Origin of the sequence: Sedimenticola selenatireducens (genome assembly GCF_963675335.2) — a bacterium.
GTDB classification, from domain to species: Bacteria; Pseudomonadota; Gammaproteobacteria; order Chromatiales; family Chromatiaceae; genus Sedimenticola; species Sedimenticola selenatireducens.
In genome coordinates, this window is the sequence record NZ_CAXXYC010000004.1 from 655,633 (window position 1) to 681,202 (window position 25,570).

Annotated in this window: 22 protein-coding genes; 8 read left to right on the plus strand and 14 right to left on the minus strand. The window is 58.4% G+C overall.

What is annotated here, in order from left to right; translation table 11 throughout:
- Positions 1-10 precede the first annotated feature (10 nt).
- From ACHZBF_RS14160 to ACHZBF_RS14170, 3 genes are all read right to left on the minus strand, one after another.
- Positions 11-601 (minus strand): DUF938 domain-containing protein, encoded by a 591-nt coding sequence (locus ACHZBF_RS14160; protein ID WP_321528799.1) that lies wholly within the window; start codon positions 599-601, stop codon positions 11-13.
- A 22-nt stretch (positions 602-623) separates the two neighbouring features.
- Positions 624-1,772 (minus strand): GNAT family N-acetyltransferase, encoded by a 1,149-nt coding sequence (locus ACHZBF_RS14165; RefSeq protein WP_321529391.1) that lies wholly within the window; start codon positions 1,770-1,772, stop codon positions 624-626.
- Between the two features lie 148 nt (positions 1,773-1,920).
- Positions 1,921-2,595, minus strand: a complete 675-nt coding sequence (locus tag ACHZBF_RS14170) for a glutathione S-transferase (protein WP_321528800.1) — start codon at positions 2,593-2,595, stop codon at positions 1,921-1,923.
- A 136-nt stretch (positions 2,596-2,731) separates the two neighbouring features.
- Between ACHZBF_RS14170 and aroG the strand changes: the two genes are divergently transcribed.
- Positions 2,732-3,796, plus strand: coding sequence for a 3-deoxy-7-phosphoheptulonate synthase AroG (gene aroG / locus ACHZBF_RS14175; protein ID WP_321528801.1), 1,065 nt, complete (start codon positions 2,732-2,734; stop codon positions 3,794-3,796).
- 76 nt (positions 3,797-3,872) lie between these two features.
- Here aroG and ACHZBF_RS14180 read toward each other — a convergent pair whose 3' ends face one another.
- A complete protein-coding gene (locus ACHZBF_RS14180; RefSeq protein WP_273438236.1) occupies positions 3,873-4,316 on the minus strand; it encodes a tetratricopeptide repeat protein in 444 nt (147 codons plus the stop codon).
- Between the two features lie 99 nt (positions 4,317-4,415).
- A complete protein-coding gene (locus ACHZBF_RS14185; protein ID WP_321528802.1) occupies positions 4,416-5,249 on the minus strand; it encodes an inositol monophosphatase family protein in 834 nt (277 codons plus the stop codon).
- Positions 5,250-5,565: 316 nt separating this feature from the next.
- Here ACHZBF_RS14185 and ACHZBF_RS14190 point away from each other — a divergent pair, with 316 nt between their 5' ends.
- A complete protein-coding gene (locus ACHZBF_RS14190; RefSeq protein WP_321528803.1) occupies positions 5,566-7,533 on the plus strand; it encodes a transglycosylase SLT domain-containing protein in 1,968 nt (655 codons plus the stop codon).
- Here ACHZBF_RS14190 and ACHZBF_RS14195 read toward each other — a convergent pair.
- Together ACHZBF_RS14195 and ACHZBF_RS14200 are read right to left on the minus strand one after the other, a co-directional pair.
- A complete protein-coding gene (locus ACHZBF_RS14195; protein ID WP_321528804.1) occupies positions 7,508-9,955 on the minus strand; it encodes a hypothetical protein in 2,448 nt (815 codons plus the stop codon). The genes ACHZBF_RS14190 and ACHZBF_RS14195 overlap by 26 nt on opposite strands.
- A gap of 33 nt (positions 9,956-9,988) precedes the next feature.
- Positions 9,989-10,438 (minus strand): sigma D regulator, encoded by a 450-nt coding sequence (locus tag ACHZBF_RS14200; protein WP_273438241.1) that lies wholly within the window; start codon positions 10,436-10,438, stop codon positions 9,989-9,991.
- A gap of 97 nt (positions 10,439-10,535) precedes the next feature.
- On the opposite strand from ACHZBF_RS14200, the gene ACHZBF_RS14205 reads away from it, so the two are divergent.
- Complete coding sequence (locus ACHZBF_RS14205; RefSeq protein ID WP_273438242.1) at positions 10,536-11,099, plus strand: hypothetical protein; 564 nt, start codon at positions 10,536-10,538, stop codon at positions 11,097-11,099.
- 6 nt (positions 11,100-11,105) lie between these two features.
- Here the strand turns inward: ACHZBF_RS14205 and ACHZBF_RS14210 are convergent, their stop codons facing one another.
- A complete protein-coding gene (locus ACHZBF_RS14210; RefSeq protein WP_321528805.1) occupies positions 11,106-12,176 on the minus strand; it encodes an aminopeptidase in 1,071 nt (356 codons plus the stop codon).
- Positions 12,177-12,229: 53 nt separating this feature from the next.
- Between ACHZBF_RS14210 and ACHZBF_RS14215 the strand changes: the two genes are divergently transcribed.
- The gene (locus ACHZBF_RS14215; protein ID WP_335342994.1) at positions 12,230-13,435 is read left to right on the plus strand and encodes a multifunctional CCA addition/repair protein; all 1,206 of its coding nucleotides are present in this window, start codon (positions 12,230-12,232) and stop codon (positions 13,433-13,435) included.
- Between the two features lie 294 nt (positions 13,436-13,729).
- Positions 13,730-15,262, plus strand: coding sequence for a serine/threonine protein kinase (locus ACHZBF_RS14220; RefSeq protein WP_321528807.1), 1,533 nt, complete (start codon positions 13,730-13,732; stop codon positions 15,260-15,262).
- A 169-nt stretch (positions 15,263-15,431) separates the two neighbouring features.
- Here the strand turns inward: ACHZBF_RS14220 and ACHZBF_RS14225 are convergent, their stop codons facing one another.
- Complete coding sequence (locus ACHZBF_RS14225) at positions 15,432-17,780, minus strand: methyl-accepting chemotaxis protein (protein WP_321528808.1); 2,349 nt, start codon at positions 17,778-17,780, stop codon at positions 15,432-15,434.
- 234 nt (positions 17,781-18,014) lie between these two features.
- Complete coding sequence (locus ACHZBF_RS14230) at positions 18,015-19,244, minus strand: BaiN/RdsA family NAD(P)/FAD-dependent oxidoreductase (RefSeq protein ID WP_321528809.1); 1,230 nt, start codon at positions 19,242-19,244, stop codon at positions 18,015-18,017.
- 88 nt (positions 19,245-19,332) lie between these two features.
- Between ACHZBF_RS14230 and ACHZBF_RS14235 the strand changes: the two genes are divergently transcribed.
- Together ACHZBF_RS14235 and ACHZBF_RS14240 are read left to right on the plus strand one after the other, a co-directional pair.
- Complete coding sequence (locus tag ACHZBF_RS14235; RefSeq protein WP_321528810.1) at positions 19,333-20,748, plus strand: DEAD/DEAH box helicase; 1,416 nt, start codon at positions 19,333-19,335, stop codon at positions 20,746-20,748.
- A gap of 19 nt (positions 20,749-20,767) precedes the next feature.
- A complete protein-coding gene (locus ACHZBF_RS14240) occupies positions 20,768-20,995 on the plus strand; it encodes a DUF3820 family protein (protein WP_273438253.1) in 228 nt (75 codons plus the stop codon).
- A gap of 8 nt (positions 20,996-21,003) precedes the next feature.
- Here ACHZBF_RS14240 and ACHZBF_RS14245 read toward each other — a convergent pair whose 3' ends face one another.
- Positions 21,004-21,570, minus strand: coding sequence for a plasmid pRiA4b ORF-3 family protein (locus ACHZBF_RS14245; RefSeq protein WP_321528811.1), 567 nt, complete (start codon positions 21,568-21,570; stop codon positions 21,004-21,006).
- A 270-nt stretch (positions 21,571-21,840) separates the two neighbouring features.
- On the opposite strand from ACHZBF_RS14245, the gene ACHZBF_RS14250 reads away from it, so the two are divergent.
- On the plus strand, positions 21,841-22,575 hold the full coding sequence (locus ACHZBF_RS14250; protein ID WP_321528812.1) for an NYN domain-containing protein: 735 nt from the start codon (positions 21,841-21,843) through the stop codon (positions 22,573-22,575).
- Positions 22,576-22,587: 12 nt separating this feature from the next.
- Here the strand turns inward: ACHZBF_RS14250 and ACHZBF_RS14255 are convergent, their stop codons facing one another.
- The 3 genes from ACHZBF_RS14255 to ACHZBF_RS14265 form a co-directional block, all read right to left on the minus strand.
- Positions 22,588-23,751 (minus strand): hypothetical protein, encoded by a 1,164-nt coding sequence (locus ACHZBF_RS14255; protein ID WP_273438255.1) that lies wholly within the window; start codon positions 23,749-23,751, stop codon positions 22,588-22,590.
- A gap of 126 nt (positions 23,752-23,877) precedes the next feature.
- Positions 23,878-24,567, minus strand: coding sequence for a DUF2461 domain-containing protein (locus tag ACHZBF_RS14260; protein WP_321528813.1), 690 nt, complete (start codon positions 24,565-24,567; stop codon positions 23,878-23,880).
- A gap of 64 nt (positions 24,568-24,631) precedes the next feature.
- A complete protein-coding gene (locus ACHZBF_RS14265) occupies positions 24,632-25,558 on the minus strand; it encodes an AEC family transporter (protein ID WP_029132025.1) in 927 nt (308 codons plus the stop codon).
- Positions 25,559-25,570 lie beyond the last annotated feature (12 nt).

The following is a 25,570-nucleotide window of genomic DNA, read 5'->3' on the forward strand; positions in this document are numbered from 1 at the left end:
ATCACCAGGGTCATTGTCGCCGCCAGCAGAGGATACGGTTATTGGCCGGCATCTCGAAGTCCTGCATCAATGCCATGCCGGCGGCGTTGGCCAGACAGTCCAGGGCTTCGAAATCCCGCACACCCATGGCCGGGTCCCGCTGCTTCAGCCAGCCATCGAAACGCGCATTGCTGTCGCTGGTAAACCGGCCCTGGTAGTTGAACGGACCGTAAAGGGCAAACAGACCACCCGCCGGGAGCAACCCGCCGACACCGGCAAACATCGCCTCCACCTCCGGCCAATGCATGATATGTGCAGTATTGGCGGAAAATACCGCCTCCACGTCCAGCGAAGGCCAAACGGAGCGGGCCACATCCAGTTGCAGCGGCGGGCGGACATTGGGCAGTGCCGCTTCCTCCAGCCAGAGGCGGATACCGTCGTGGTACTCCAGGCAGTCGCTGGTATGCCAGGTAAGGTGCGGCATGGCGGCGGCGAAGTAGACGGCATGCTGCCCGGTACCGCTGCCGATCTCCAGCACCCGGGTCAGCTCCGCAAACAACGGCTGGATCACCGACAGGATCGGATCACGATTCTGGTCACAGGACTCGGAATAGGGCTTCATTCTCTCTCCTCGGACCGGCCTGTCACTCCGCCAGCCCCTCACGATAGGGATTCGACGACTGCAGCTGCTCCAGGTAAGCGGCAATCGCCGCCTGTTCATGCTCGGTATAGCGGGCAATCGGTTCGCGGAAACCGTCATCGCTGATCCAGTGGCTTGACCGGGTCAGGGTAGGAACGAAGCCCCGGGAAAGCTTGTGTTCCCCCTGGGCGCCCGGTTCGAAACAGCTCAACCCCTGCTCGATACAGTGTTCAATACCCTGGTAGTAGCAAGCCTCGAAATGAAGCCCGTCCACCCACCGGTCGGCACCCCAGTGGCGACCGAAGAGTGTGGTGTCACTCTGGTACATCAGCGAACCGGCTATGCACTCACCCTCCAGGTCGGCCAGTACCAGCAGCACCCGGTCCGGCAACTGTTCAGCCACCTGCCGAAAGAAGGCGTAATTAAGCGTCGCCATCCCCCACTTCTCACTGAATGTCTTGTTGTAAAAATGGGTAAACTGCCGCCAGTCCTGATCTGTGGCCGTGTGTCCGTTCAAGCGGCGTAGCGTCACCCCGGCATCAGCCACCCGCCGTCGCTCCTGACGGATGTTCTTACGCTTCTTGGCGATCAGACTGGCCAGAAACCGGTCAAAATCCGGGTAACCGTGATTATGCCAGTGAAACTGAACATCGTGTCGGGTCAACAGACCCTGACCCGCCAGAAACTCAAACCCCTCCGGGCTGGGAAACAGGCAGTGGAAACTGCTGGCACCCATCTGCCCGGCCAGTTGCAACACTGTTTCCAGCAGCAGGGGAAACAACTCAGATTCCTGACCCGGCAGTGCCAGCAGTCGCTGGCCCGAGGCCGGCGTATAGGGAACCGCCGAAACCAGCTTGGGAAAATAGGCCATGCCGGCGCGTTGATAGGCATCGGCCCAGGCGTTGTCAAACACGAACTCACCATAGGAGTTGTACTTTTCGTACAGCGGCATGGCTGCCACCAGATGATCGTCGCGATACACACCGATATGTCGCGGTAGCCAGCCAAACCGCTCACCGACACAACCCTGCTGCTCCATGGCATGCAGGAACTCATGGCGGATCAGGGGATTGTTATCCCGCACCAGCCCGTTCCACTCTGCGGCGGGTATTTCACCGATACTGCTGTGAATGGCTATCTGCAACCTGACCACTTCCAAATCATATTTCCACTAACCGGAATGTAGCAGCGGGTCAACCGGTTGAATACCGGTGAAAACTGATGATTATCGGCAAGGGATCAGAGTCGGGCCGGTTTATATCATTGCCCGATCCAATCTGGCTCCACCCCGGTATATCAGATCAGAACGGCACGCTCGGCCAGTCCGCTTCATCCTCATCGATCACCTCAGCCTCCCCGGCACCGGCCTTTACCCACTGCTGCATCGCCGGGCTCTCAAACAGCGTACGGGCATAGACCGTGGAGACCGCGTCCAGTGGTATCTCATAACTCAGCAGACGCATCACCACCGGGGCATACATGCAGTCAGCGACACTGAATTCCCCAAACAGCCAGGGGCCAGAAGCGCCATAACGCTCACGGCAGAATTGCCACAAGCCCAACACCCGGTCGATATCCCGCTGCGCCTCGGGCCCCGGCTCAAATCCCGGGAAGCGCCGACGGCAATTCATCGGCAGTTCGCCGCGCATCCCGAAAAAACCGGAGTGCATCTCGGCGCAGACCGAGCGGGCCACCGCCCGGGCAGAACGCTCTTCCGGCCAGCCCCGGGTCTCGGGAAAACGCTCCACCAGATACTCCAGAATCGCCAGCGAATCCCACACCTCCAGATCTTCATCGATCAGTATCGGCACCTTGTTGTCGGAAAAGTGTACCGCCAGATCCCGCTCCATGCTGTCAGTGAACAGGCTGACCTTCTTGGTCTTGAACGGGATCGCATGATGGGCCAGAAAAAGCCATGGCCGCAGGGACCAGGAAGAGTAGTTCTGATTGCCGATTACCAGTGTCAGTTCCGTCATAACGCCGCCTCGCTCAAGCTGATGCCATATCCGACAGCATACACAAGCCTTCCCCCGGTGTCAGGGACGCCTGTTGCCGGAATGGATTACACTATACAATCATCGGCTTACTTTTATTTTCCACAAGAGAGAGACCATGCGCCACGAAACCGACGACCTTCGCATCGCCGCCATTAAAGAGTTGGTAGCCCCGGCTGAACTACTGGCAGAGTTCCCCGTTAGCGATGCGGTTGCCGATACGGTGTTTAACGCACGACGCGAGATACACCGCATTTTGCATGACGAAGATGACCGGGTACTGGCGATCGTTGGCCCCTGTTCGGTACATGATCCGGCAGCCGCGCGTGATTATGCGGCAAAACTGAACATGCTGCGTGAGGAGCTTGCGGACGATCTGCTGATCGTCATGCGGGTCTATTTTGAGAAGCCGCGCACCACCGTCGGCTGGAAGGGACTGATCAATGATCCAGACCTGGACGGCACCTTCCATATCAACAAGGGGCTGCGCCTGGCACGCCAGCTGCTGCTGGATGTCAACAGCATGGGACTGCCTGCCGGCACCGAATTTCTCGACCTGATCAGTCCCCAGTACATCGCCGACCTGGTGAGCTGGGGCGCCATCGGCGCACGCACCACGGAGAGCCAGGGGCATCGGGAGCTGGCCTCCGGCCTCTCCTGCCCGGTCGGCTTCAAGAACGGCACCAACGGCACCCTGCGCATCGCCCTGGACGCAATCCGCGCCGCCTCCCAGCCGCACTGCTTCCTGTCGGTAACCAAGGAACGCCACTCCGCCATCTTCACCACCACCGGCAATGAGGATTGCCATGTGATCCTGCGCGGCGGCACTCGTCCAAATTATGACACCGAAAGTATCAACATTGCCTCGGAAGAGATGGAGCAGTCCGGATTCAAACCGCGTGTGATGATCGATTTCAGCCACGCCAACTCGCGCAAGCGGCACCAGAAACAGATCGATGTGGGCCATGATGTGGCCGGCCAGATCGCCCGTGGCGACCGGCGCATCAACGGCGTCATGATCGAGAGCTTCCTGGAGGCGGGACGCCAGGAGTGGCGTGCCGACGAGGAGCTGGTGTACGGCCAGAGTATCACCGATGCCTGCATCAGCTGGGAAGACACCGAACCCCTGCTGCGCACCCTGGCCGAGGCGGTGCGCCAGCGCCGCACACGCCACAGTAGCTGACGCACAACCTCGGGTCGTCACGCCACGGCGCGACGACCCGAGGTTTCGCTGGCCTGCTTATTCGTTCTCCGGACGCCTATTTCTCGTCAAAACCGGCGGCGTGATACCAGCGCCGGGCCTCTTCCGGGTCCTGCTCGACGCCCTCGCCCGTCTCATACATCATCGCCAGGGTAGTCTGGGAACCGACCAGCCCCTGCTCGGCGGCTTTGGTGAACCACTCCACCGCCTTGGCGCCGTTCTTCTCCACGCACTCACCCTCCATGTACATAAAACCCAGGCCATGCTGTGCCAGCGCCATACCGCTCTCGGCTGCCGCCTTCATATACTTGTAGGCCATCAGCTGATTGACTGTCATACCCAGTCCATTCTGAGCCATGATGGCCATGCGGTACTGGGCCTCAGGATTGCCGTTTTCGGCCAGACCCGACAACAACTTGGTGGCACTGGCGAAATGCTTCGACTCAAAAGCCGCGATTCCGCTGCCCAGTTCCATATCCAGCTGTTCATCATTACTGCTCATTGTCTACCTCCGGTTTATCCGGGCTCATACCCCATCACTGACGGCTTCGCCCATGGTTATTTGTAGTCATACGATCCGGCTACCGGGTGGAGTAACCGCTTATCCGGCCTCCGCCAGGGGAAAACCGGCCTGTTGCAGCCACGACTGCCAGAGCCGGAACAGATGTTCATCAACCGCACCCAGGGCGGGCCGTACCGCCAGCCCTAGCCGTTCCTGTTCGGTTGCCTCCTGATTGAATACCCCGCCTGCCTCGGAAAAAATCAGCCGGCCGGCGGCGTAATCCCACAGTTTCTGACCACCATGCAGGTTCAGATGAGCCCGTCCTGCCGCCAGCCAGCACCACTCCAGTGCAATTGCGCCAAAACAGCGTTGTGAACGGTAGGGCGGCCGGTTCGACAGGCGCACCGCCAACTCCGGCGTAAGCCGTTTTAGATCCACAATGGCAATACACTCTTTCAAAGTGCCCGGCCCCCGATGCAGCCGCAGCGGCTCATCATTGAGCCAGGCGCCCCGGCCCAGTTCGGCACGGAAGCACTCGTGGCGAACCGGGTCGTAAACAATGCCCAGCACGGCCCTTCCCTCCACCACCAGGGCCAGGGAGAGGGCAAAATAGGGTAGTCCCGCGGAGTAGTTGGTGGTGCCATCCAGCGGATCAACACACCAGTAACAGTCATGCGCGGCCAATGCCTGCTGTTGCTCTGCGGTCATCTCCTCCCCCATCAGCGGGATCTCTGGCCAGCTGGCGGCCAACTGTTCAATCAATCGGCTCTGTACCGCCAGGTCGGCATCGGTCACCAGGGTGCCATCACTTTTGCGCGTCACATCCGGATGGCGATAGCGCGAGAGTACCTCGGCCTCGGCAATATCGATCAGGATATGCTGCAGTTGTCTGCTGTCGGGCCATGTAGCTGTATTTACGGATTGCCTTGTCATGCTTCTATCATCCCGTATTAGGGGCTACCGGGCAATCAACTGCGTCCGCGCAAATCAGAGGGTTTTCCCCCTTGCACCTTATCCACGCCACCCCTAAGCTTCCCCCCATGCACTTTGTTTTAAGGTAACTACTCGCCCCAGTCCGCACACAGAGAGCACAGAGATATGCTCGGCAAAAAGCACATAACCGCCAAGAACGCCAAGCACACAAAGGAAAACCGAGGCTTTTTCTTGGCGGTTACAATGCAATTTATGGGAGCTATGAGTGATGAGGGTAAGCAGTTACGTTTTGAGCCATAAAAGGAGTAACAGGTAAGTGGTACACCCGAGTATCGGTAGGAGTCTGCTGTTGCTGATTGCCCTGCTGCCAGCCCTCTGCCTGGCGGGGGCCGACCTGGACCGGCAGCGCAGCGGATTTCTCGCTGCGGAACGCATACTCTCCGCCGGCGATCTGAAAAAATACCACAGCATCAAATCCACCCTGCAGAGCTATCCGCTCTTCCCCTACCTGGAATACCAGGCGCTGCAGCTCCAGCTCTCCAGCCTGGACAGCAGCCAGGTCGATGACTTCATCACCCGCTATGCCGACTCACCCCTGGCACAGCGAATGCGGCGCCTGTGGCTCGACGAACTGGCCAGCCGGGGCAAATGGTGGACCTACCTGGTGTTCTACCGGCCCAAGCTCGGGGCAACCTACCAATGCCACTACCTGACCGCGCTGCTGGAGACCGGCAAGCCGGAAAAGGCGTTGGCCGAAGCGGCACCGATCTGGCTGCATCCCCGGTCCCGGCCGGAAGCCTGCGACCGGATTCTGCAGAGCTGGATTGACGCCGGCAAGCTGACCCCCGCGCTGGCCTGGAAGCGGGTCGAACTCGCCATGCTGGCCTCCGAAAGCCGCTTCGCCAATTACCTGAAACGCTATCTCAATCCGCAACAGCAGGCATGGCTGCAGGCCTGGCAGGAGCTGCAACGAGATCCACACCAGATTGCCTCCATCACCTCCCGGCTGGAGGCAAGCCCAGCGCGAAAACGCATCCTTCTGGACGGCTTCAAACGTCTGGTGAGAAAGGATATCGACAGCGCGGCCACCATCTGGAACCAGCTACAGAATGAGATCGCCTTCAGCCGGCAGGAGCGCTATCGGGGTCAACGGGCGCTGCTGCTGGGACTGATACGCAACGACCATCCCGACACCCTGTCCGCCCTCGGGGCATTTACCCCTTCCGGCAAGGATCACTCCCTGCATGAATCCCGCCTCAGGAGCGCATTGAGAAAACGGGCATGGCCGCAACTATTGGGTTGGATAGCTGAACTGCCTGACAGCCTGAAGAACTCTGATCGCTGGCGCTACTGGCAGGCACGTGCCTTGGCGGAGACCGGAAATAAAGCAGATGCCCAGACCCAATTCGCCGCCCTGGCCAAAGAGCGCAGCTATCACGGTTTTCTCGCCGCCGACCTGCTGGATCAACCCTATCGCTATGACCCGACCCCGCTGGACCTTCAGCAGTCGAACATCGACCAACTGGCGCAGCAACCCGCGCTATTGCGGGCCCGCGAATTATTTCAGCTCGGCCGGTTCCTGGACGCCCGGCGTGAATGGTATGCCGGCGTGCAGAATCTGAAGCGCCTGGACCTGAAGCGGGTATCCAAGCTGGCCCAGTCTTGGGGCTGGCACGACCGGGCGATTTTCACCCTGGCACGCACCGGTTACTGGGACGACCTGGAGTTGCGTTTCCCACTGGAGCACCAAACCCTGGTAACGGAAAAATCGGCAGAAACCGATCTGGACAAGTCCTGGATCTTTGCCGTGATCAGACAGGAGAGCGCCTTCTCCAGCGACGCCCAATCACCGGCAGGGGCCAGGGGGCTGATGCAGCTGATGCCGGCAACCGCCCGCTTTATCGCCCGCAAGGAGAAAATGAAAAAACCACGCCTGGCTCAGTTATTGAGGCCGGAAGTCAATATCACCCTGGGAACCGCCTATCTGAATCATGTCTACCGGCAGTTGGGAGAACACCAGGTGCTGGCCACGGCAGCCTACAACGCCGGCCCGCAAAATGTGCTGAAATGGCTGCCGGACGCCACCCTGCCCGCCGACATCTGGGTTGAGCTGATCCCGTTCAATGAGACCAGGCGCTATACCGAGCGGGTATTGAGTTATGCGGCAATCTATGACCAGCGCCTGAACCAGCCGCTGCAGCGGCTCTCTGCACGGATGTCACCCGTGCGCCCCAGAGACCAACTGGCCGCCAAGGGGATCAGTGGAACAGGCGTGGCGCTGTAGTTTTTTCTTCTGCCGTGGTGCCGGAGATATCAGGTAGCGGACGGCGCCGCTGGTTGGACTGTTCAATGGCGTAGGCGATCATCTCCGGATCACTGATAACCTGGTAATAACAGCGCCCATCCGCCGCCTGCCTGCCCGCCTTTTCACCGTCCCACACGGTAACTGCCGCTTCCCGGATTACCAGGACGTGCATGTGCCCCTCCAGATCCGGATAGCGGGCTACCAGCAGATGGTCGTTGTTCGACCGTTTGCCACTGTCCAGCTCAATCCGGCGGAACGACAGTTCCGACTTCAGTTTGTAGTAGGCCGGAAAATCCAGCTCAATCCCGTTCACGTTATAACGAATCAGTTTGTCCGTACTCTCCTTGTTGATGATCTCTCTGGGCGCCGGAGCCAGCACCACCACTCCACGACCCAGCCGTTTTCCATATTCAGACCGTTTCACCGCCGCCGAACAGGAAGAGAGCTGATCCGCCCGGTTGATGGCCGGCGAAATCATGATCTCGCGTCCTTCGTCATACAGGAAGGTGGGTGCTTCGTCACTGAAGGCGATACCCAGCCCAAGCTCCAGCTCCGGCAGGTCGTTCTGACGGTTTTTCACGTTCTGGTTATCCACCACCTGGAGAATTTTGCGCGCCAGTCCACAGGCGTGGGAAACACAGAGCCATTGGTAGGGGGTATCCTCGTACTCAAAAATACTGAGAATCACCGCATCACCCTCGATAAACACCTTTTTCGCCCCATAACTCTCCAGCAACTTATTGATCGGCTCAAAAAAATTGAGACTGAAATGGGAGGCGGGATTGAGATTGCGGTTACGCAGCTCATTGGTCATGACCGTAGAGCCACGCACGTCCGCCTTGATAATGACGTGATTACGTATGCGATGCTGTTCCGGCTTCAGCTCAACGCGCAATGGGAACTCCAGCAGACTGCCGTTGCGCCGGGAGAGCTCAATATCCTCAGGCCGCACCAGTAAGTGGATACGATGCATGGCAACATGCGCCTGATAGGCCTGCTTCAGGTCGCGCCTGAACAGGGCGAAGTGCCGCAGAAAACTGAAAATTCGCCGTCGGCGCCGTGGTGCCGGCATGCGCCGGATGATCAAAAGCATCCGGTCCAGGACCTTGATCACCTGTGCCGGCACGGCCTTACCCTGCAGACTGTTGAGCTTCCTTTGCAGATCCCGTTTCGTCATGCGACCGGAAAGGTACTGGCAGATTATCCGCACCGGCACCTGCCGGTTCAATTCGTGATAGACGCCGGGTGCCGCATGGCAGGCCAGCAGATCAAGCTCTACGCGGCTGCCCTGAAATGCCTTCAGTATCCGTTTCATCAGACGATGATGAAATCCGGGCCATTTGGCATTTTCCCAGGTAACGCGCAGCCGGGGAGCGTCATAGTCGGTACGGATTGCGCTTCTGTGTTTTACCGAATAGACAATGCGGTCGATATTCTCCGGGATATCCAGCCAGGAGCAGTGGCCATTTTCATATTCCGTCGGTTGCAGCGAACGCTTCAGCAACATCAGGCTTTCCGTATAGCCGGGTAGCCCGCCCTGCTCACCCTGGTGGCGACGCGCCGTGGTCTGTATATCGCTACCGGTGGCGTCGAACGGATCAGCCGGATCCGCACTCCAACACCAGGAGGGCAGAAACTCCGCAAACAGACCTGTTACCAGGCGATTGACCCGATCAAAACCATCCTGATCCTCCCTGTCGGTGCAGACCAGGGGATAGTGACTCATCACCTGCTCATCGGCCCACAGCGAGGGAAGTTGCAGCATCGGATTGAACAGCAGCGGTTTGGGCACCGGCCAGGATTGGCCAAGGACTGATTTACGCAGTTTACTGAGACGCATGTTTTCGATCTTCAGCATCTCGCGGAACAGCCGGCGGGTAATCCGATAACGAATGGCCGCTTCATTCCTGGCCAGCAGCACCAACCGGTCGTGCAGCTGAACCGAACGACCGGTAGATTGGTGACTGTCCACACTCTTGGCGCGCTGCACCTGATTGCGCAGGCGATCATACTCCTGCCCCACCAGTTGCAGCAGGAACTTCACCACACTGAACTGCAACAGCTGCACCATCTCCAGGCGGTTGTACTTTCTGGCCCGGTCGACCGTCAGCTCCATCAGGCCGGCATAACCCTCACGCAACGCCTGCAGATCTTTATTGTCGGGAGGTGGAGGCGGTTCGCCCCAATAGTTTTCCGTCACATCGTGCAACATGGAACGGCGCACAAACAGTCGGCACCGATCCATGAATTCCTGACTCAGCGTGACATCGATCCGATTGTTATCAATGCCTATCGGCAACCGGTCAAACAGCAGCTTGAACGGCTTTTTGAACTGTAACGGCTTACTGAACTCCTCCGCATCCGGACGCCAGCGAAACAGGTTATCAAGCTTCGTCACCATGCCTGGCCCTTCATCCTCAGTCCGTCGAGTCGGTCATTGCAGCAGCGCCCTGACCACTTTATCTTCGAGCTCTATGCGGCTGGCCAGATCCTCGCCGAGAATGGAGAGGTCCCTGCCCAGATTGTCCAGAGGTTGCCGATGATCGCTCAGGTCGTACTTGTCATTGAATTCCACCACCAGATCCGTTACCTCGGCAATTTTCGGATAGGCCGCTTGCGCCACCCTGATCACCTGGCCCCGGCGCTCTTCACCCGTATTGATCCGGTCAAACACCTCGAAGTGTCCGAAAGCGACATAATCAACCAACAACTGACAGAAATCCCGCAACAGCTGTTTTTCCGGCTTGTCCGGACTGAAGGAATCAATGCCGGCCAATTTGCAGTACAGGACCAGCATCTGCTGACGCTCGTCCAGCCACTTGTCCACCATCGCTTTAGTTCGGGTGCGGCGCTCTTGTCCGTCACCATGCTGACTTGCCATCATTGTGCGGCCTTTGTTATCTGTCTTGTGCCAAAAGATAGCCTAAGATAAACCCCATTCCGGGGAACAGGCAAGTTTCTCCATATCCTTGAAATTACTTATGGAATTTTCTGGTAAAATGCGAGGTGCCCGGGACGACGTGGAGAAGGGGACCAAGGTGAACAAAAACCGGCTGCTCAGACTGCTGATTCTGCTGGCGCTATTGCCGCTGGAAGCCGCTGCACTCGACTATCCCAACCGCTACAACAGCATGGCCGAAACCCTGTTCGACATGATGGACGCCTTCTCTTCGGCTTATCAGAAACGGCTGCACGAGCGGACGCGGGATTATTACGGTTACCCGGGCGGCGCTCCCGGCTACGCGCCTTATCCGGCTCCCGCCTATGGCCCTCCTGTCCCACCCGGGCCGGTCCCGGTACTCAATGGCAGCTGGCAGGGTGAGAGTGGAGAGATACTGGTGATCCGCAACGGCCTGTTCAGAATTTTTCTGGACCGTGACAATTTCCGTGATGGTCGTCTGGCACAGCCGGAACCCCAGCTGATCATCCTGCAGGATCTGAACAGCGGCCAGTTGCGGCCCTATGCATTCGCTGAATCAGACGGGCGCCTGTTGATGCAAGATCCGGCCGGCAACCTGTTTCGCTATATCCGCATCGGCTGGTGAAACCGCCTACTGTCCGGCCTCGCGCAGCAGCTTTTGCATCCGCTCCTCACGCACCGTTTCGGGCAACTGGCCGAGAGCCCGGCTGGCGGCATAGAAAGTCGGCAAATCCCCCCCGGCCTGTTCCAGCAGCCGCCTGAAGGCCGGCACCCGCGCCTCGTAGGTGGCGATGGAGGCCAGATGAGCATTGTTCAGGTCGCGACCGAACCAGCCGTCGAAACCGCCATATCCGCCCCATTGCTGTTTTAGCCGCGTATAGCGCTCCCTGAGTTGCTGAAACAGTGCCGCCTTGCGCTGTGCCATCAGCGCCCTGTCCAGGGGCCGCCGATAGAGGACCTCCAGCGCATCCCGCGTGGTCAGCAGCAGATCAACCAACTGACGTTCCCTTCCATGCGACTCCTGCCACTGCATGAAGGTCGGACCATCTCGACCACCCAGCCAACGTTCCACTCCCTCCTGCTCCACCAGGCTGGCAAACGCCTCATTGAAGGCACTGTCATTCCTGACATAGAGCTGCTGATGAGCCAGTTCATGAAAGATCAGGCCGGCGATTCTCGCTTCAGGCCACTGGATCACGGTGCTGGGGAAGGGGTCATCAAACCAGCCCAGGGTCGAATAGGCCGGTACCGGCTGCACCGCCACATCCAGTCCCTGCGCCTGCAATTCATCCGCATAGCGCTCGGCCTGCTCCCTGGAGAAGTAACCCCGATAGCTGACGCAGCCGACAAACAGGAAGCACCACTGCTTCGGCTGTATGGAGAACGCCGGCGCCGCCACCACACTCCAGACGACCGCATCGCGCTCCAGCGCGGCGTAGCTGCGGTAGCTGTTATTGTCAGGCAGGCCCAGCACCTCCGTGGCAAAGGTGCGCATTGCCCCGATCTTCTGTAACTTCTGTTTCAGTGGCCGCGGGGTTTGCGGGTCCTGCAGCAGTTGCGAAATCGGTTGACGCTGCCCCATCAGCTGCAGATGTCCGCCGATGGACTGGCTATAATAGCCCAGGCTGCTGCAACCTTGCAGGAGGCCCAGGAGAGCAAACAGGATCAGGCGGTTTCGCCATGGATGCCAGCTGCCGGTCATCGTATAGAAAGGGGGGTTATCGTATTCACATGGGCGATTCTAGCATCTTCGGCATGCATGCCTATCTGGTTGGTGGCGCCGTGCGGGATCAACTGCTTGGCCTGCCGGTCAGCGACCGCGACTGGCTGGTCACCGGTGCCACGGCCGAACAGCTGGTCGCCCAGGGTTATCGCAAGGTGGGCCAGGACTTCACGGTCTTTCTGCATCCGCAGAACGCCGAGGAGTATGCCCTGCCACGCGGGGACACTCGTGGCAGGAACGAGCAGGAGCAGGTGTGCGACGACCTGATGCAGCGGGATCTCACCATCAACGCCATCGCCCTGGCAGCGGACGGCAGCTACCTCGACCCTCTGAACGGCCGACAGGATCTGCAGGCACGCCGGCTGCGCCACACCCCCACGTTCCAGCGTGATCCGATCCGGGTACTGCGGCTGGCGCGGTTCGCCGCCCGATTCGCTGACCTCGGATTCCGTGTGGCGGAAGAGACCAGGCAGCTGGTTCGGCAGATGGTGAGCCAGGGCGAACTGGATCAACTGGTACCCGAGCGGGTCTGGTCGGAGATTGTGCGGGCGCTGGAGGGTGCCAATCCGGGAATTTTCTTCGAAACCCTGCGTGATCTTGGCGCCCTCCGGGTAATCCTGCCCGAGCTGGACCGCCTGTTCGGCATCCCCCAGCCGGAACGGCATCACCCGGAAATCGACACCGGCGTACACAGCATGATGGTGTTGCACCAGGCATGCGCGCTCAGCGCGGAAGCGGAAACCCGGCTGGCTGCCCTGCTGCACGACATCGGCAAGGGCACCACACCGCCTGCCGAGTGGCCCAGCCATCACGGCCATGAGCAGCGCGGCGCCAAACTGGTTGACCGCCTGTGCGACCGCTTGCGCATCCCGAACCGGTTTCGCGAACTCTGCCGGCTGGTGGCTGAGTACCATACCCACTGCCACCGGGCAGGTGAGCTGAAGCCTGCCACCCTGTTGCGCACCCTGCAGAAACTCGACGCCCTGCGCCGCCCCGAGCGGCTGGATCAGTTTCTGATCGCCTGCGAAGCAGACGCACGGGGACGCACGGGATTTGAACAGCAGCCCTATCCCCAGGCCGACTATTTCAAGGCAGCCCAGCGTGCCGCCGCAGCCGTTGACACGACGGCGCTGGCGGGAAAGGCCACCGATCAGCGGATGATTCCGGAGATCATATTTCAGGCCAGAAGCCGCGCCATCGCGTCAGCCAGAAAGCAGTGGCTGGCGCGGGAGAATTGAGCCATTCAGAGCCTCTGATCAAGTCTGGACCTAGTTAGATTGTGAGCCAAAATGATCAGATTCAAGGCGCAAATCGCACGTAATAGCCGGCTATTGCGAAGATCTGCAACACAGAAGCTGGGCGTTCCGGGCGCAAGATACCCGTTTATGACTTGATCAGAGGCTCCTTTAAGTGAAGCAGTGCTCAATTTTCGGCATCGGCGGACGACACCCTTGATCAAGGGGGTAACCTCTCTCCGACAGGGTGTGCGGTCACGACGCCGCGCGCCGGTTTAGATCCAGACGGGACCAGAAATGAACCATAGCCTGCAGATCGAAGTCCCCGGCTATCGTATCGAGCGTATCCTCGGCAAGGGCGGCATGGCGACCGTCTATCTGGCCACCCAAATGTCGCTCGGCAGACCGGTGGCCCTCAAGGTCCTACATGATCCCGATACCCCGCAGTTTTTTGAGCGCTTTTTCAACGAGGGGCGCTGTATCGCCCGGCTTAATCACAGCAATCTGATCGCCATCTTCGACATCGGGCAGGGAGATGGCTTCTACTACATCGCCATGGAGTATCTGCCGGGCGGCGATCTGAAATCACGTATCGTGCAGGGCATCAGGCCGGCCCATGCCCTGAAGATACTCAGCCGACTGGCCGGCTGTCTCGCCTACGTACATGGCGAGGGGGTGATACACCGGGACATCAAGCCGTCAAACATCCTGTTTCGCAACGACGGCTCCCCGGTATTGACCGATTTCGGTATCGCCAAGCTGATCCAGACCGACAACGATCTGACCGTCACCGGTACCGTGATGGGCAGCCCCCACTATCTCAGTCCTGAACTGGCCCAGGGCATCCGTCGGGTGGATGGTCGCTCAGATCTCTATAGCATGGGCATTATCCTGTACGAGATGCTCACCGGCAGAAAACCCTATACCGCAGACAGTTTTGCCGCCACCCTGATGGCCCATATCCAGAAGCCCGTGCCGCAGCTGCCGGAACAGTTTGCCGACCTGCAGCCTGTCCTGGACAAACTGCTGGCAAAAAAACCGGAAGACCGCTTTCAAAACGGCGCCGAACTGCTGATGAACTTACAGGCCGTGCGCGGCAAGATAAGGTCAGAAAAAAAACCTGCAACCAAGAGGCCGGGCGAACACGAACCGCCACCGCCGGAAACCCAGGCACTGGAGGCCGCATCCGGCTTCCCTCATCGCTTCCATTGGCTGGCATACGCCGGCCTGGGACTGTTTATACTGCTGGGCTGGCTCGGACTTGGCCAACGCCCGGTCGACAGCGATACGGAACAGCCGCAGACGAACGAGATCAGCACCACAGCAGGCGTGGAATCGATGGCCGTGGTCGCACCCGCCGGGACACTAGCGCCGCCCTCCTCAGGAGTGAACGAGACAACAGCCGAAGTAAGTAGTGATACCGAAGCGGACTCTGGAGAGGCACCCGCCGCATCACCAAAAACCGCGACCCCGGCTTCGGATATCGGCAAATTACTGGAGAAGGCACAAAATCGCCTGGCGACGGATCGACTCAGTTATCCAGCCGAAAACAGCGCCCGCTTCTATTTCGACGCGGTGCTGAAGCGGGACCCGGACAATCCGACCGCCATCAGTGGACTGGAAAGAGTAGCCGACCGCTACGCCGACCTGGCACAGATGCAGATTGACAAGGGACGCACGCTGAAGGCCAGGCGTTATCTCTCCCAGGGGCTGGAGATCCGTCCCCGGCACGAGCGACTGATTCGCCTGACCAACCGACTCAACCGGCCGGTCGCCGCCCCCCGCGATGACAATATTTTTAATCGTCTGGACCCTGAGCTTGACCGCTAGCCGGTTATCCAGGCGTGCATGCACGAGTCATCGCCCTGCTTACGCCGATTGCCGTCAAGTTTGTGTAGCCTGACTGACACCGTTCTCCTTCAACGCACCTGGGTCGCCGGCGAAAAAAAGGCGCCTCCCTCTCGGGAAGCGCCCTGTTCGCGGGTCAGTGTGAAACTGGCTAAATCTTGAACTGCCCGACAATCCGCTGCAACTGCCCCGCCAGGCTGTTCAGCCCTTCACTGGCCGATGCGGTCTGCTGCGCTCCATTGGCCGTCTTTTCGCCAATCTGGTTAATCCCCACCACATTCCGGTTTATCTCCTCGGCCACCACGCTCTGCTCTTCCGCCGCGCTGGCGATCTGGGTGTTCATGTCGCTGATCTGATTGATGGCGGAGGTGATGGATTCCAGCACCTCACCGGTTTTGATGGCAAAATCCGTCCCTTTTCTGGCCTGGGAGTTGGTCTCATCCATCGCCTTCACCGCCTCCTTGGAGGCTGTCTGCAGGCGTTCGATCATCTCCTGGATCTCCTGGGTCGACTGCTGGGTGCGGGAGGCCAGGGTGCGGACCTCATCCGCCACCACGGCAAATCCACGCCCCTGCTCGCCGGCCCGCGCCGCCTCGATGGCGGCATTCAGGGCCAGCAGATTGGTCTGCTCGGCAATATTGCGGATCACATCCAGCACCCCGCCGATCTCGACGCTGTCCTGCTCCAGCTTGCCAATCACCGCGGCCGCCTGCTCAACCGTCGCCGACAGGTTATGGATTGTGGTGATGCTCTCATCCACCGTACCCTTGCCCTGTGTCGCCTCGTTTCTTGCCTGCATGGCCGAGTTGGCGGCGGATTCGGCGTTCTTCGCCACTTCCTGTACCGTGGCCGCCATCTGGTTGGTAGCGGTAGCAGCCTGCTCGGTCTGCCCCTGCTGGTTACTGATACCGTCCCGAGTCTCCTCGGAGACCCGGGAGAGTTGCTCGGCCGACACCGACAGGTTCTGCGTCACGCTGTTCAGTTCACCGACCACGCCCTGCATCTTGTCCAGGAAACGATTGAACCATCCGGCCAGTTCACCCAGCTCGTCCTTGCTCCGGGCATCCAGCCGACGGGTCAGGTCACCCTCACCTTCGGCGATATCCCTGACCGCATCCACCGTGTTCTGGATGGGGCGCACGATCAGTCCGGTAAAGACCCATCCGACCAGGGCACCCACGACAAACACCAGCACGGAAATACCGATAGCCACACCGGCAATGGTGCTCTTCAGCGACTCCACGGAACGGAACGCCTCCTCGGTATTCATTTTGGCAACAACCGCCCAATTCAAGCCGGCAACTTTCACCGGCGCATAGGCCGTTAGTACATCCACGCCCCGATAGTCCGGATATACCGCTACGCCGGCCTCACCGGCCAAAGCGGCTTCTGTCGCCGGCGACCGTAGTTGCTGTACACCAACAGCCGAATGCTTGGCCTGCACCCTGGTCAACCGCTCCCCTGACACGCCCGTCTGGCGCAGGCTCTCCAGATAACCGGTCTCATCCTCAATCTGGAAGCGGCTGTCGTTACGCAGTGAATAATCCGCTCCAACAATCAGACTTTCACCCGACTCACCCAGGCCGACTTCGGCCCATTTGCGGTCATGGGTCATGATGCCGGAAAGCCGGTCAACCGAAAGCTGGAAAATCAGTACGCCGAGACGCTTGCCGCGATTGAACACGGGCGAGGCGACAAACGCCGCCTGGTTGTCGTAAGAGGGGGTATAAGCGGAAAAGTCGGTCATGGCGATAAAGCCCGGGTCATCTGCTTCATTGGCCTGCTTGAACACCTGCCCCAGACCGGTCCCGGCAAACGGTCCCTCCAGCAGTGAAGTGGCAAACTCCGCCTTCTTGGCCACGGAATAGATCACTTCTCCGGTCTTTGAATCGACCAGGAAGATATCCGCATAACCAAACCGCTCCTGATAATCCTTCAGTGATTCATGGAATCTTTTGTGCATCACCTCATACAGTGAACCATCATCTGGCGTGATCAACTTGCTCTTTTCGCCCAGGGGATTGGGATTGGCGGCAATGTAGGCATGCTGCAGGGTGATCCCGGTTTCACTCAGCTTTTCCAGCCAGTTGCCGGCATCAAAGGTGCCGCCACCGTTCTGTTTCCGGTACTCATCGGCAAATGCACCGTTGTAGTGGGCCAGCAGCTCCTGACGCATAGCACCCAGCTTGGCCGCACCCGCATCTCCTGCCGCCTCCACGCTTGACTGGTAAAGCCGGTAGGCATTAGGGAGGGAGTTCAGTGCATCGGTAATCATCCGGTTGTCGGACAGCGTTACGATCTGTGCCTGCACCGTGGAGAAATAGTTTTCGATTGCTTTCTGCGTACTGTTTCTGAGCGCAATCATCTGATTCTGCGCCTTGGTTTCCAACGCCTGACGACCATTATCAACGGCCACCCAGCCCAGAACCGCACATACAACCACCACAGGAATGAGCATTAGCAGACTGGCACCAACAGTCAGTTTTGTTTTGATCTTCATAATTAGAAATATCCCAGCCGGCAATCCGGATTGATCATGAGGTATTTGTCAGTATTCGGGAACAAACAGGAATCTGTTATCGACAACGGTCCCGCAGCTTGCCGCCAGAACTTCAGCGGGCACGTAAGGAGGTAGCGACAATTGCAATTGAAACTTAAATCAAATTTCCTGTTCGGGATAAAGATAAGTACATCAATACATGCTTCTGAATATTGACTTCCGGGGAACAATAGATCAGACAAACTGACCGGCGGTATAACCCGATGACCAGGCCCATTGAAAATTGAAACCACCCAGGTGTCCGGTCACATCCATAACCTCACCGATAAAAAACAGGCCCGGCCGGCGTCTGCTCTCCATGGTCTTTGAAGAGAGTTCATCGGTATCCACCCCACCCAGGGTCACCTCGGCCGTTCGATGCCCTTCCGTGCCCGCCGGTTTCAGGGTCCAGCCATTCAACTGCCCGGCGATCTGGCAAAGCACCTGGTCCGGTATTTCCGAAACCGGCCGCTGTGACCACTCTGTCCAGTACAGCATGATCAATTCACTAATTAGTTTCTTGGGCAACTGTTTGGCCAGGAGATTTTTCAATAATCCCCTTGGGTGGGTTTTTTTCAGATTCAACAACCACTCATCCGCCGCCATTTCCGGCAACAGATTTATCGTCACCGGTTCGCCCGCATGCCAGTAGTTGGAGAGTTGCAGCACCACCGGTCCGCTCAACCCCCGATGGGTGAAAAGCAACTGTTCAGAAAAGGCGTGACCGCTGGTGCACATGCTCACCGGCAGCGAAATACCCGCCAGACGCGTAGTCACCTCTTTCATTCGATCGCTGAAGGTAAAGGGCACCAGCCCAGCCTGCTGGGGTAACACATTCAGACCGAACTGCCTGGCGATGGCATAGCCGAATCCGCTCGACCCCATGCTCGGTATGGACAGACCACCAGTCGCCACCACCAGGGAGGCCGAGCCAAAGTCGCCCTGACTTGTGTTCAGCCGATACTCTGCTGCATGGCTGATCTCCAGCACCTCACAACCGGTTCGCAAGGTGACACCCGGCTGATCGCATTCCGCCAACAACATGTCAAGGATCTGCCGGGCCGATTCATTGCAGAACAGCTGCCCATGGTCCCGTTCGTGGTAGGCGATGCGGTAACGCTCGACCAGCGCAATAAAATCCCACTGGGTATAACGCTTGAGGGCCGATTTGCAGAAATGGGGATTTTGCGAGATATAGTTGCCCGCTTCCACATGACGATTAGTAAAGTTACAGCGCCCGCCACCGGACATCAGGATCTTCTTGCCCACCTTACGGCTGTTGTCCAGCAGCAATACAGTGCGGCCGCGCCGCGCCGCCGTTGCCGCACACATGAGGCCGGCGGCGCCGGCGCCGATGATAATCACATCATACTGATTCACTGCTTCATCCCGGATGGTGGTATCACTCAGGGTTTGGACTGGCATCCGCGGGACGCCCTGTCGCCTGGCCCCCATTATCACACAGACCGGCCTGCACCATCGCGCATCGATTTCTCCCAACATTTCGCCGGCAATGAATTACAATAGCCGGCAATTTCGTTTTATTGCGCTCAAGGTGATTCCGTTGTTATCCAGCTTCCCGCTCCACCCCCGCCTGCTCCAGACTCTAGACGCCCTGGGGCTGAGTGAGGCGACCCCCATTCAGCAACAGGCCATACCGGTAGCGCTGGAGCGGCGGGACCTGATCGCCAGCGCCGAGACAGGCAGCGGTAAAACCTTCGCCTTTCTGCTGCCGACCCTGGATCATTTGCTGAACACGACGGCTCCCGGGAGCGGAACCCGGGTGCTGATCCTGGTGCCGACCCGGGAACTGGCCCACCAGATAATCAAACAGGGGCAAAAGCTGACCCGTTCCACCCGGCTGCAGATCGGCCTGATCACCGGAGGGGAATCATTCAAATACCAGCGCGCCCTGTTTCGCAAAAACCCGGAGATTATCGTGGCAACCCCGGGCCGGCTGCTGGAACACCTGGAACAGGGCACGCCCGACTTCAGCGAGTTGGAGGTACTGGTCCTGGATGAGGCCGACCGCATGCTGGACATGGGTTTCAGCGAGGATGTCCTGACAATCACCGGGCAATGCAACAAAGCACGCCAGACGCTGCTATTTTCCGCCACCCTGAGTCACCGCGGACTGAAAGGCATGACCGACACGCTGCTACGTGATCCTGCCACCATCACCCTCAGCACGGTACGTGATCGCCATGGCAACATCATCCAGCAGATCATTCCGGCCGATGACAAGATCCACAAAAGAAGCCTGCTCGCCTGGCTGCTGCAGCACGAGACCTACGACAAGGCGCTGGTGTTCACCAACACCCGGTTGCAGGCCGACGCACTGGGGCCGGAACTGCGAAATGAAGGGCTGCGGGCCGGAGTTTTGCACGGCGACATGAGCCAGGACGAACGCAACCAGGTCATGGCCTTCCTGCGCCAGGGAACCATCAAGGTCCTGGTGGCCACCGATGTGGCCGCGCGCGGGCTGGATATCAAGGGCGTGGATCTGGTGATCAATTTCGATATGGCGCGCAGCGGCAAGGATTATGTGCACCGCATCGGCCGTACCGGACGCGCCGGAAAACAGGGTCTGGCAATTTCGCTGATCGCCCACCAGGAGTGGAACCTAATGACTGGCATCGAGCGCTACCTGAAACATGAATTTGAGCGGCGCACCATCCAGGAGATAGCAGGCAAGTACCGGGGCCCGAAAAAACTGAAAAATTCCGGCAAGGCGGCTGGCGGTAAAAAGAAATCAGCCACTGACAAGGCGGAGAAGAATCAAGCCAGGAAACCCAAGCAGCGCCTGCGCGACCAGAAAAATATCGGCAAGCGGCGTAAACCGAGCGCTGGCGGAACGACCGACACCCCACGCGAGGCCGGGCATAAACCCCTGACCCGAAAAACCGTGAAACCGGTCAAACCGGACTGAAGCGGAACCCGACCAATCCATGTTCGATAAAAAAGACCTGATCAAACTGGCCAAGATGGAGATGCCATTCGGTAAGTACCAGGGACGCGCGCTGATCGACCTGCCGGAAGCCTATCTCATCTGGTTTGCCAATCAGGGTTTTCCGGAGGGACAGTTGGGGCGGCTGATGGCGCTGGCCCTGGAGATCAAGATTAACGGACTGGAGAGCCTGATAGAACCGCTCAAGCGAATGCCCACCATTCACTGAATCCGGCATCAGACCATGCGGAGCTGACTCTCCCGCAACAGTTCATTGGTAAGATCGATATCGAACAGATCGGGGAAGAACTCGCCCCCAATCCAGCGGATCATATAGTCATGTTCAGGATGCGAGGGGTCGGCCGTCGCCTCCAGAAACTCATCATAACCGGGCGGACCTCCGACATCCTCGGGCGGACAGGCGCGCTCGCCATAACAACAGGCCGGCAGCGGCTGCGACAGGTCGTAGGGCAGAATTTCCTCAAGCACCACCCGATGTTCCCAGGCATCGCCGAAGTCATAGATATAAAGCAGACTGTCCCCCGGTTTCTTCAGTACCTGACGCAACCGGGTCTGCCGTTCATCACGCGTATCATCCGGAAACTGGTCATCGGGTACGCCGTATTTTTCCTTGCCCTTGATGAACATGTGCATATGGACATTGGTCCAGCCCATGACGACCTGCAGCGTCTCGTGCAGATTCGCAAGGGTATCGCTATCGGCGACCCGCACCTGGCGCCACACCTCGGGAATAACCCCCAGGAGACTGATGTTCAATTGATAGACCTTACGTAAATAATCCATATTCAAAGCACTGCGTATACTCCCGACCGACTGCCATATTATCAATCTACCGGGAGAGTAAAACCCTTACCTGCCAAAATGATGATCTTGCGCAATAGCCTGGACACTCACCAGTCACCGCACTTCGTTTTTGATTATAGGCCGATTTCCGGGCTGGATGCGGCAGCCGCAGGAGCGGTTACGCCCTACCCTGAAGTCTGCTAGGCTGTAGCGTGAGCTGTTGCATGAGCCGACAGCCAGGCCTTCAGACGAACGGAAATATAACAAGCCATGGAAAACACCGACAAGCTGGCAGTGCTTATCGACGCGGACAATGCGCAACCGAGTATTGTTGACGGATTGCTGTCCGAGATAGCCAACTACGGCACTGCCAGCGTCAAGCGCATCTATGGCGACTGGACTTCGCCAAGCCTGAAGGGATGGAAAGAGGTACTGCTGGAGCATTCGATCCAACCGATGCAGCAGTTCGCCTACACCAAGGGAAAAAACGCCACCGACAGCGCCATGATCATCGACGCCATGGACCTGCTCTACACCAACAACTTCAACGGTTTCTGCATCGTCTCCAGTGACAGTGATTTCACCAAGCTGGCGTCAAGAATCCGGGAATCCGGTCTGCTGGTTTATGGCTTTGGTGAAAAAAAGACACCCGCGCCTTTTGTCTCCGCCTGTGACAAATTCATCTACACCGAGGTATTGCGGGCGAAAAGTGATGAAGACGCCGCCATCGCCAAGAAGAGCAGTGGCGAACTGAGGCGTGATGCCAAACTGGTCAATCTGCTGCGCAACGCCGTCAACACCTCTTCCGATGACAGCGGCTGGGCCCAGCTTGGACCGGTCGGCAGTAACATCGCCAAGCAGTCGCCCGAGTTCGACCCGCGCAATTACGGCTACGCCAAGCTGGGTGAACTGGTGACTGCCACCAAGCTCTTCGATATCGAGGAGCGCCAGGTCGGCACTACCAATTCAAAAATCCTTGTTGTGCGTGACAAGCGCAATAAGTAAACGCCCGTCCCGCTATTCCGCGCCCCAGTACTGGGTACTGGTTGGTTCACCCAGATCCGCCTCCACCAGCCGCCGCCGCACTTCCAGCAACCGTTCTATCAACTGCGGCTCCTTCGCTTCATAGGCTGCGGCATCGGGCGTCCGTTTGACCACCACGCCCAGCAGTTCGGTAATGGCATTGCCAATGGAGTTCTGACTGATGGTGATAATCAGACGCCCGCTGTCGTCCCGGTATAGCAACTGCTTGAAGGCCGGCTGCCAGCGGATGGCGTTGGCATACTTGGCATCGTGTACACACTGGTCACGCACCTTCTTGGCTGTCTTGAGGAAATCATTGTTATAGAGCAGGGTGTTTTCGATCTGTTCGGGGAAATAGGCATCCCTGGGGATCGGCGCATTACGGGTGGAGACCTGGGTGAAGAAGGTGCGATAGAAGTCGATGAAGCCCATCAGAATGGCATCGTATTCACGCCAGAAGCGGATGCTCTTCAACACCTCCACGCCCCCCTGCACCTCCCAGCTCGGCAAGCCCTGCGGGTAACCGGTCAGCTCGATTCGACACGTGCCGTCGGTAACCGGCCTGAGGATCTGCAGATCCAGCTGGGAAAAGAACTCATGGTAGACATCATGCATATAGGCCTGAAACAGGCTGTGCTGGCCACCGTCCGTCAGGTTCGGATTATCCGGATCGGCAAACCGTGCCCGGCGCAACTGCTGTTTGTCAAATACGATAAAATGGTTGTGCAGCATGCGGATGCTGGGCACGCCGGGCGATGTGAGCGGCCAAGTGGCATCCAGGCTCGCCTCACCCGCCAGAACCAGCGCCTCATCCGGGTCGGGATACTGCTCCAGCATGAACTCGATCAGCACCTGATTCATACGGTTCCAGACGTGTTTCACCTGATCCGGCACCTGGGTGCGACGCACCGGGCGACCCAGCGGATCAAGTATGCAGTTGGAGGTGTTGTAGATGATCGAGGCATCGAACTCGTTGCTGTGACCCAGCGCCTTGCGATAGAGCAGCAGGTTTTCCGGATTCACCAGCAGACCGTTGTTGTGCACCAGGTCATTGAGGTTCTCGGTACTGTTGAAAAACTCGTTCGGCATCATCCCCTCCGGCACTTCGAGGGGGATGGGACGGAACGGGGTTTCGATCTCGCGCGGACCTGACTGCATAGCCTGAACCTCAGTTACAATATTCTGTTTATACCGATATAAGTTATTGAAATAAATAACTATTTAATACATTTCGGCACATCATAGAGGAACAGACAGGATAAGCAAGCGGTGACACCCAGTGCATCAGTAATTAACATTGATTGCCGTGCAGAGATAACGCATAAGGGCGTCGGCAGATCGAAAATCCTCCAGCACCGACCGGCCAAAGCGGGCCGAGTGAATCGCCTCCGGTTCAATGGCTTTGATGGCGATAAAATCCTTTCTCTTGAGATCCTCAATCAGCGGGTGATCGGCGGCAAAACCACGGGGCGGCCGCTTCAGACTGTCACCCTCAAGATTAAAATGCCGGGCGAAGGCCGGCGCCTCCACCGCCTTTCTCCAGGCCGCCGGATTATCATCCATGAAGGTACGGATCTGGTTCAGGATTTTCGAATCAGGGTGCCAGATACCGGCACCGACAAAGCAGCCTTCCGGCTCAATATGCAGATAGAACCCGGGGGCATGCACATCCTTGCCCAGCTCATGGCGAAACTGGATGCCGATATTGGTCTTGTACGGGGTCTTGTCGCTGGCAAAGCGGGTATCGCGATAGACCCGCATCAGCGAGCCCCCCACCTTCTTCGGAATGGCGCGAAAATGGGGTGAGATCTCAGTTAGTCCGGTAGCCATGGATTCAATGAAGGCCAGCGCCGGCTCCCTGACCAGGGCCTCATAGCGGTGCTTGTTGTCATTGAACCAGGCCTTGTTATTGTTTGCCTTCAGTTCGCTGAGAAACGGCAGGGTACCTTGTGGAAAACCGTTAAACAGGGCCATCATCGCCTCCTGGTGCCGTTATCAATAAGGGTCGGCTATCGCTAAGAAAACTCTAGCGGCTGGATCAATAACCCGCCAGCCAGATCATCATCGGCAGGGTTACCGCCGCCACAATGACCTGCACGGTGATCAGGTTGGCCATCAGTGGGGCATCACCACCCATCTGCCGGGCCAGGATGTAGGAAGTGGACGCGGTAGGCACCGCAGCGGCAATAACGGCTACCGTACGGGGCATTCCCTCGATGCCGAACAGCCAAGCCCCGAGAAACATCAGCATTGGCATCCCCAGCAGACGGATGGCCGCGCCGAAAGAGACCAGCAGGCGATGATCCAGCACCAGGGAGAAGTGCAGACCCGCACCTACCGTCAACAGACCAAGCCCCAGCGCCCCACCACCCAGGATGTCGAACAGGGAAAAGATCTGCGATGGCAGCCCGATGCCGGTGAGATTGAGTACAGCGCCAATCACACAGGCGATGATAAAGGGATTTTTCAGCAGTTTGTGCAGTACCTCACCCAGACCACTGTCACCATCGGTAAAGCGTGCCAGTACCGAGACATTGATGACATTCAGTGGCGGAATAATCACCGCCATGATAATCGCCATATAGGCCACGCCTTCATCACCATAAAGCAGACCGACAATAGACAGGGCTATAAACCCGTGCCAGCGGGTCGCCCCCTGAAACAGGCTGGTAAACGCCGGGCCGCCAATACCCAGCCAACGCCGCATCAGCGGTTGAAACAGTAACAACAGCAGGCTCATGCCAAAAATGGCAAACAGCACCATGGCAGAAAACAGCAGAAGTTCCGTGGAGGCAATCCTGGCAGTGGCCAGGGTCTTGATCAGCAATGCCGGAAACAGCACGAAGTAGCAGAGATTTTCAAAGCCGAGCCAGCTCTCATCGGTGAACAGTGGGGTCCGACGCAACAGCATTCCCAGCAGGATAATGGCGATAACCGGGATCAGTGCGTTGAATACGGCGATCATGGGACGGGGAGT

Coding starts and splice junctions, on each gene's coding strand:
- ACHZBF_RS14160 (WP_321528799.1), bottom strand. CDS start 601: ATGAAGCCCTATTCCGAGTCCTGTGACCAGAATCGTGATCCGATCCTG.
- ACHZBF_RS14170 (WP_321528800.1), bottom strand. CDS start 2,595: ATGACGGAACTGACACTGGTAATCGGCAATCAGAACTACTCTTCCTGG.
- aroG (WP_321528801.1), top strand. CDS start 2,732: ATGCGCCACGAAACCGACGACCTTCGCATCGCCGCCATTAAAGAGTTG.
- ACHZBF_RS14180 (WP_273438236.1), bottom strand. CDS start 4,316: ATGAGCAGTAATGATGAACAGCTGGATATGGAACTGGGCAGCGGAATC.
- ACHZBF_RS14185 (WP_321528802.1), bottom strand. CDS start 5,249: ATGACAAGGCAATCCGTAAATACAGCTACATGGCCCGACAGCAGACAA.
- ACHZBF_RS14195 (WP_321528804.1), bottom strand. CDS start 9,955: ATGGTGACGAAGCTTGATAACCTGTTTCGCTGGCGTCCGGATGCGGAG.
- ACHZBF_RS14200 (WP_273438241.1), bottom strand. CDS start 10,438: ATGATGGCAAGTCAGCATGGTGACGGACAAGAGCGCCGCACCCGAACT.
- ACHZBF_RS14205 (WP_273438242.1), top strand. CDS start 10,536: ATGGAATTTTCTGGTAAAATGCGAGGTGCCCGGGACGACGTGGAGAAG.
- ACHZBF_RS14210 (WP_321528805.1), bottom strand. CDS start 12,176: ATGACCGGCAGCTGGCATCCATGGCGAAACCGCCTGATCCTGTTTGCT.
- ACHZBF_RS14215 (WP_335342994.1), top strand. CDS start 12,230: ATGCATGCCTATCTGGTTGGTGGCGCCGTGCGGGATCAACTGCTTGGC.
- ACHZBF_RS14220 (WP_321528807.1), top strand. CDS start 13,730: ATGAACCATAGCCTGCAGATCGAAGTCCCCGGCTATCGTATCGAGCGT.
- ACHZBF_RS14225 (WP_321528808.1), bottom strand. CDS start 17,780: ATGAAGATCAAAACAAAACTGACTGTTGGTGCCAGTCTGCTAATGCTC.
- ACHZBF_RS14230 (WP_321528809.1), bottom strand. CDS start 19,244: ATGCCAGTCCAAACCCTGAGTGATACCACCATCCGGGATGAAGCAGTG.
- ACHZBF_RS14235 (WP_321528810.1), top strand. CDS start 19,333: ATGAATTACAATAGCCGGCAATTTCGTTTTATTGCGCTCAAGGTGATT.
- ACHZBF_RS14240 (WP_273438253.1), top strand. CDS start 20,768: ATGTTCGATAAAAAAGACCTGATCAAACTGGCCAAGATGGAGATGCCA.
- ACHZBF_RS14245 (WP_321528811.1), bottom strand. CDS start 21,570: ATGGATTATTTACGTAAGGTCTATCAATTGAACATCAGTCTCCTGGGG.
- ACHZBF_RS14250 (WP_321528812.1), top strand. CDS start 21,841: ATGGAAAACACCGACAAGCTGGCAGTGCTTATCGACGCGGACAATGCG.
- ACHZBF_RS14255 (WP_273438255.1), bottom strand. CDS start 23,751: ATGCAGTCAGGTCCGCGCGAGATCGAAACCCCGTTCCGTCCCATCCCC.
- ACHZBF_RS14260 (WP_321528813.1), bottom strand. CDS start 24,567: ATGGCCCTGTTTAACGGTTTTCCACAAGGTACCCTGCCGTTTCTCAGC.
- ACHZBF_RS14265 (WP_029132025.1), bottom strand. CDS start 25,558: ATGATCGCCGTATTCAACGCACTGATCCCGGTTATCGCCATTATCCTG.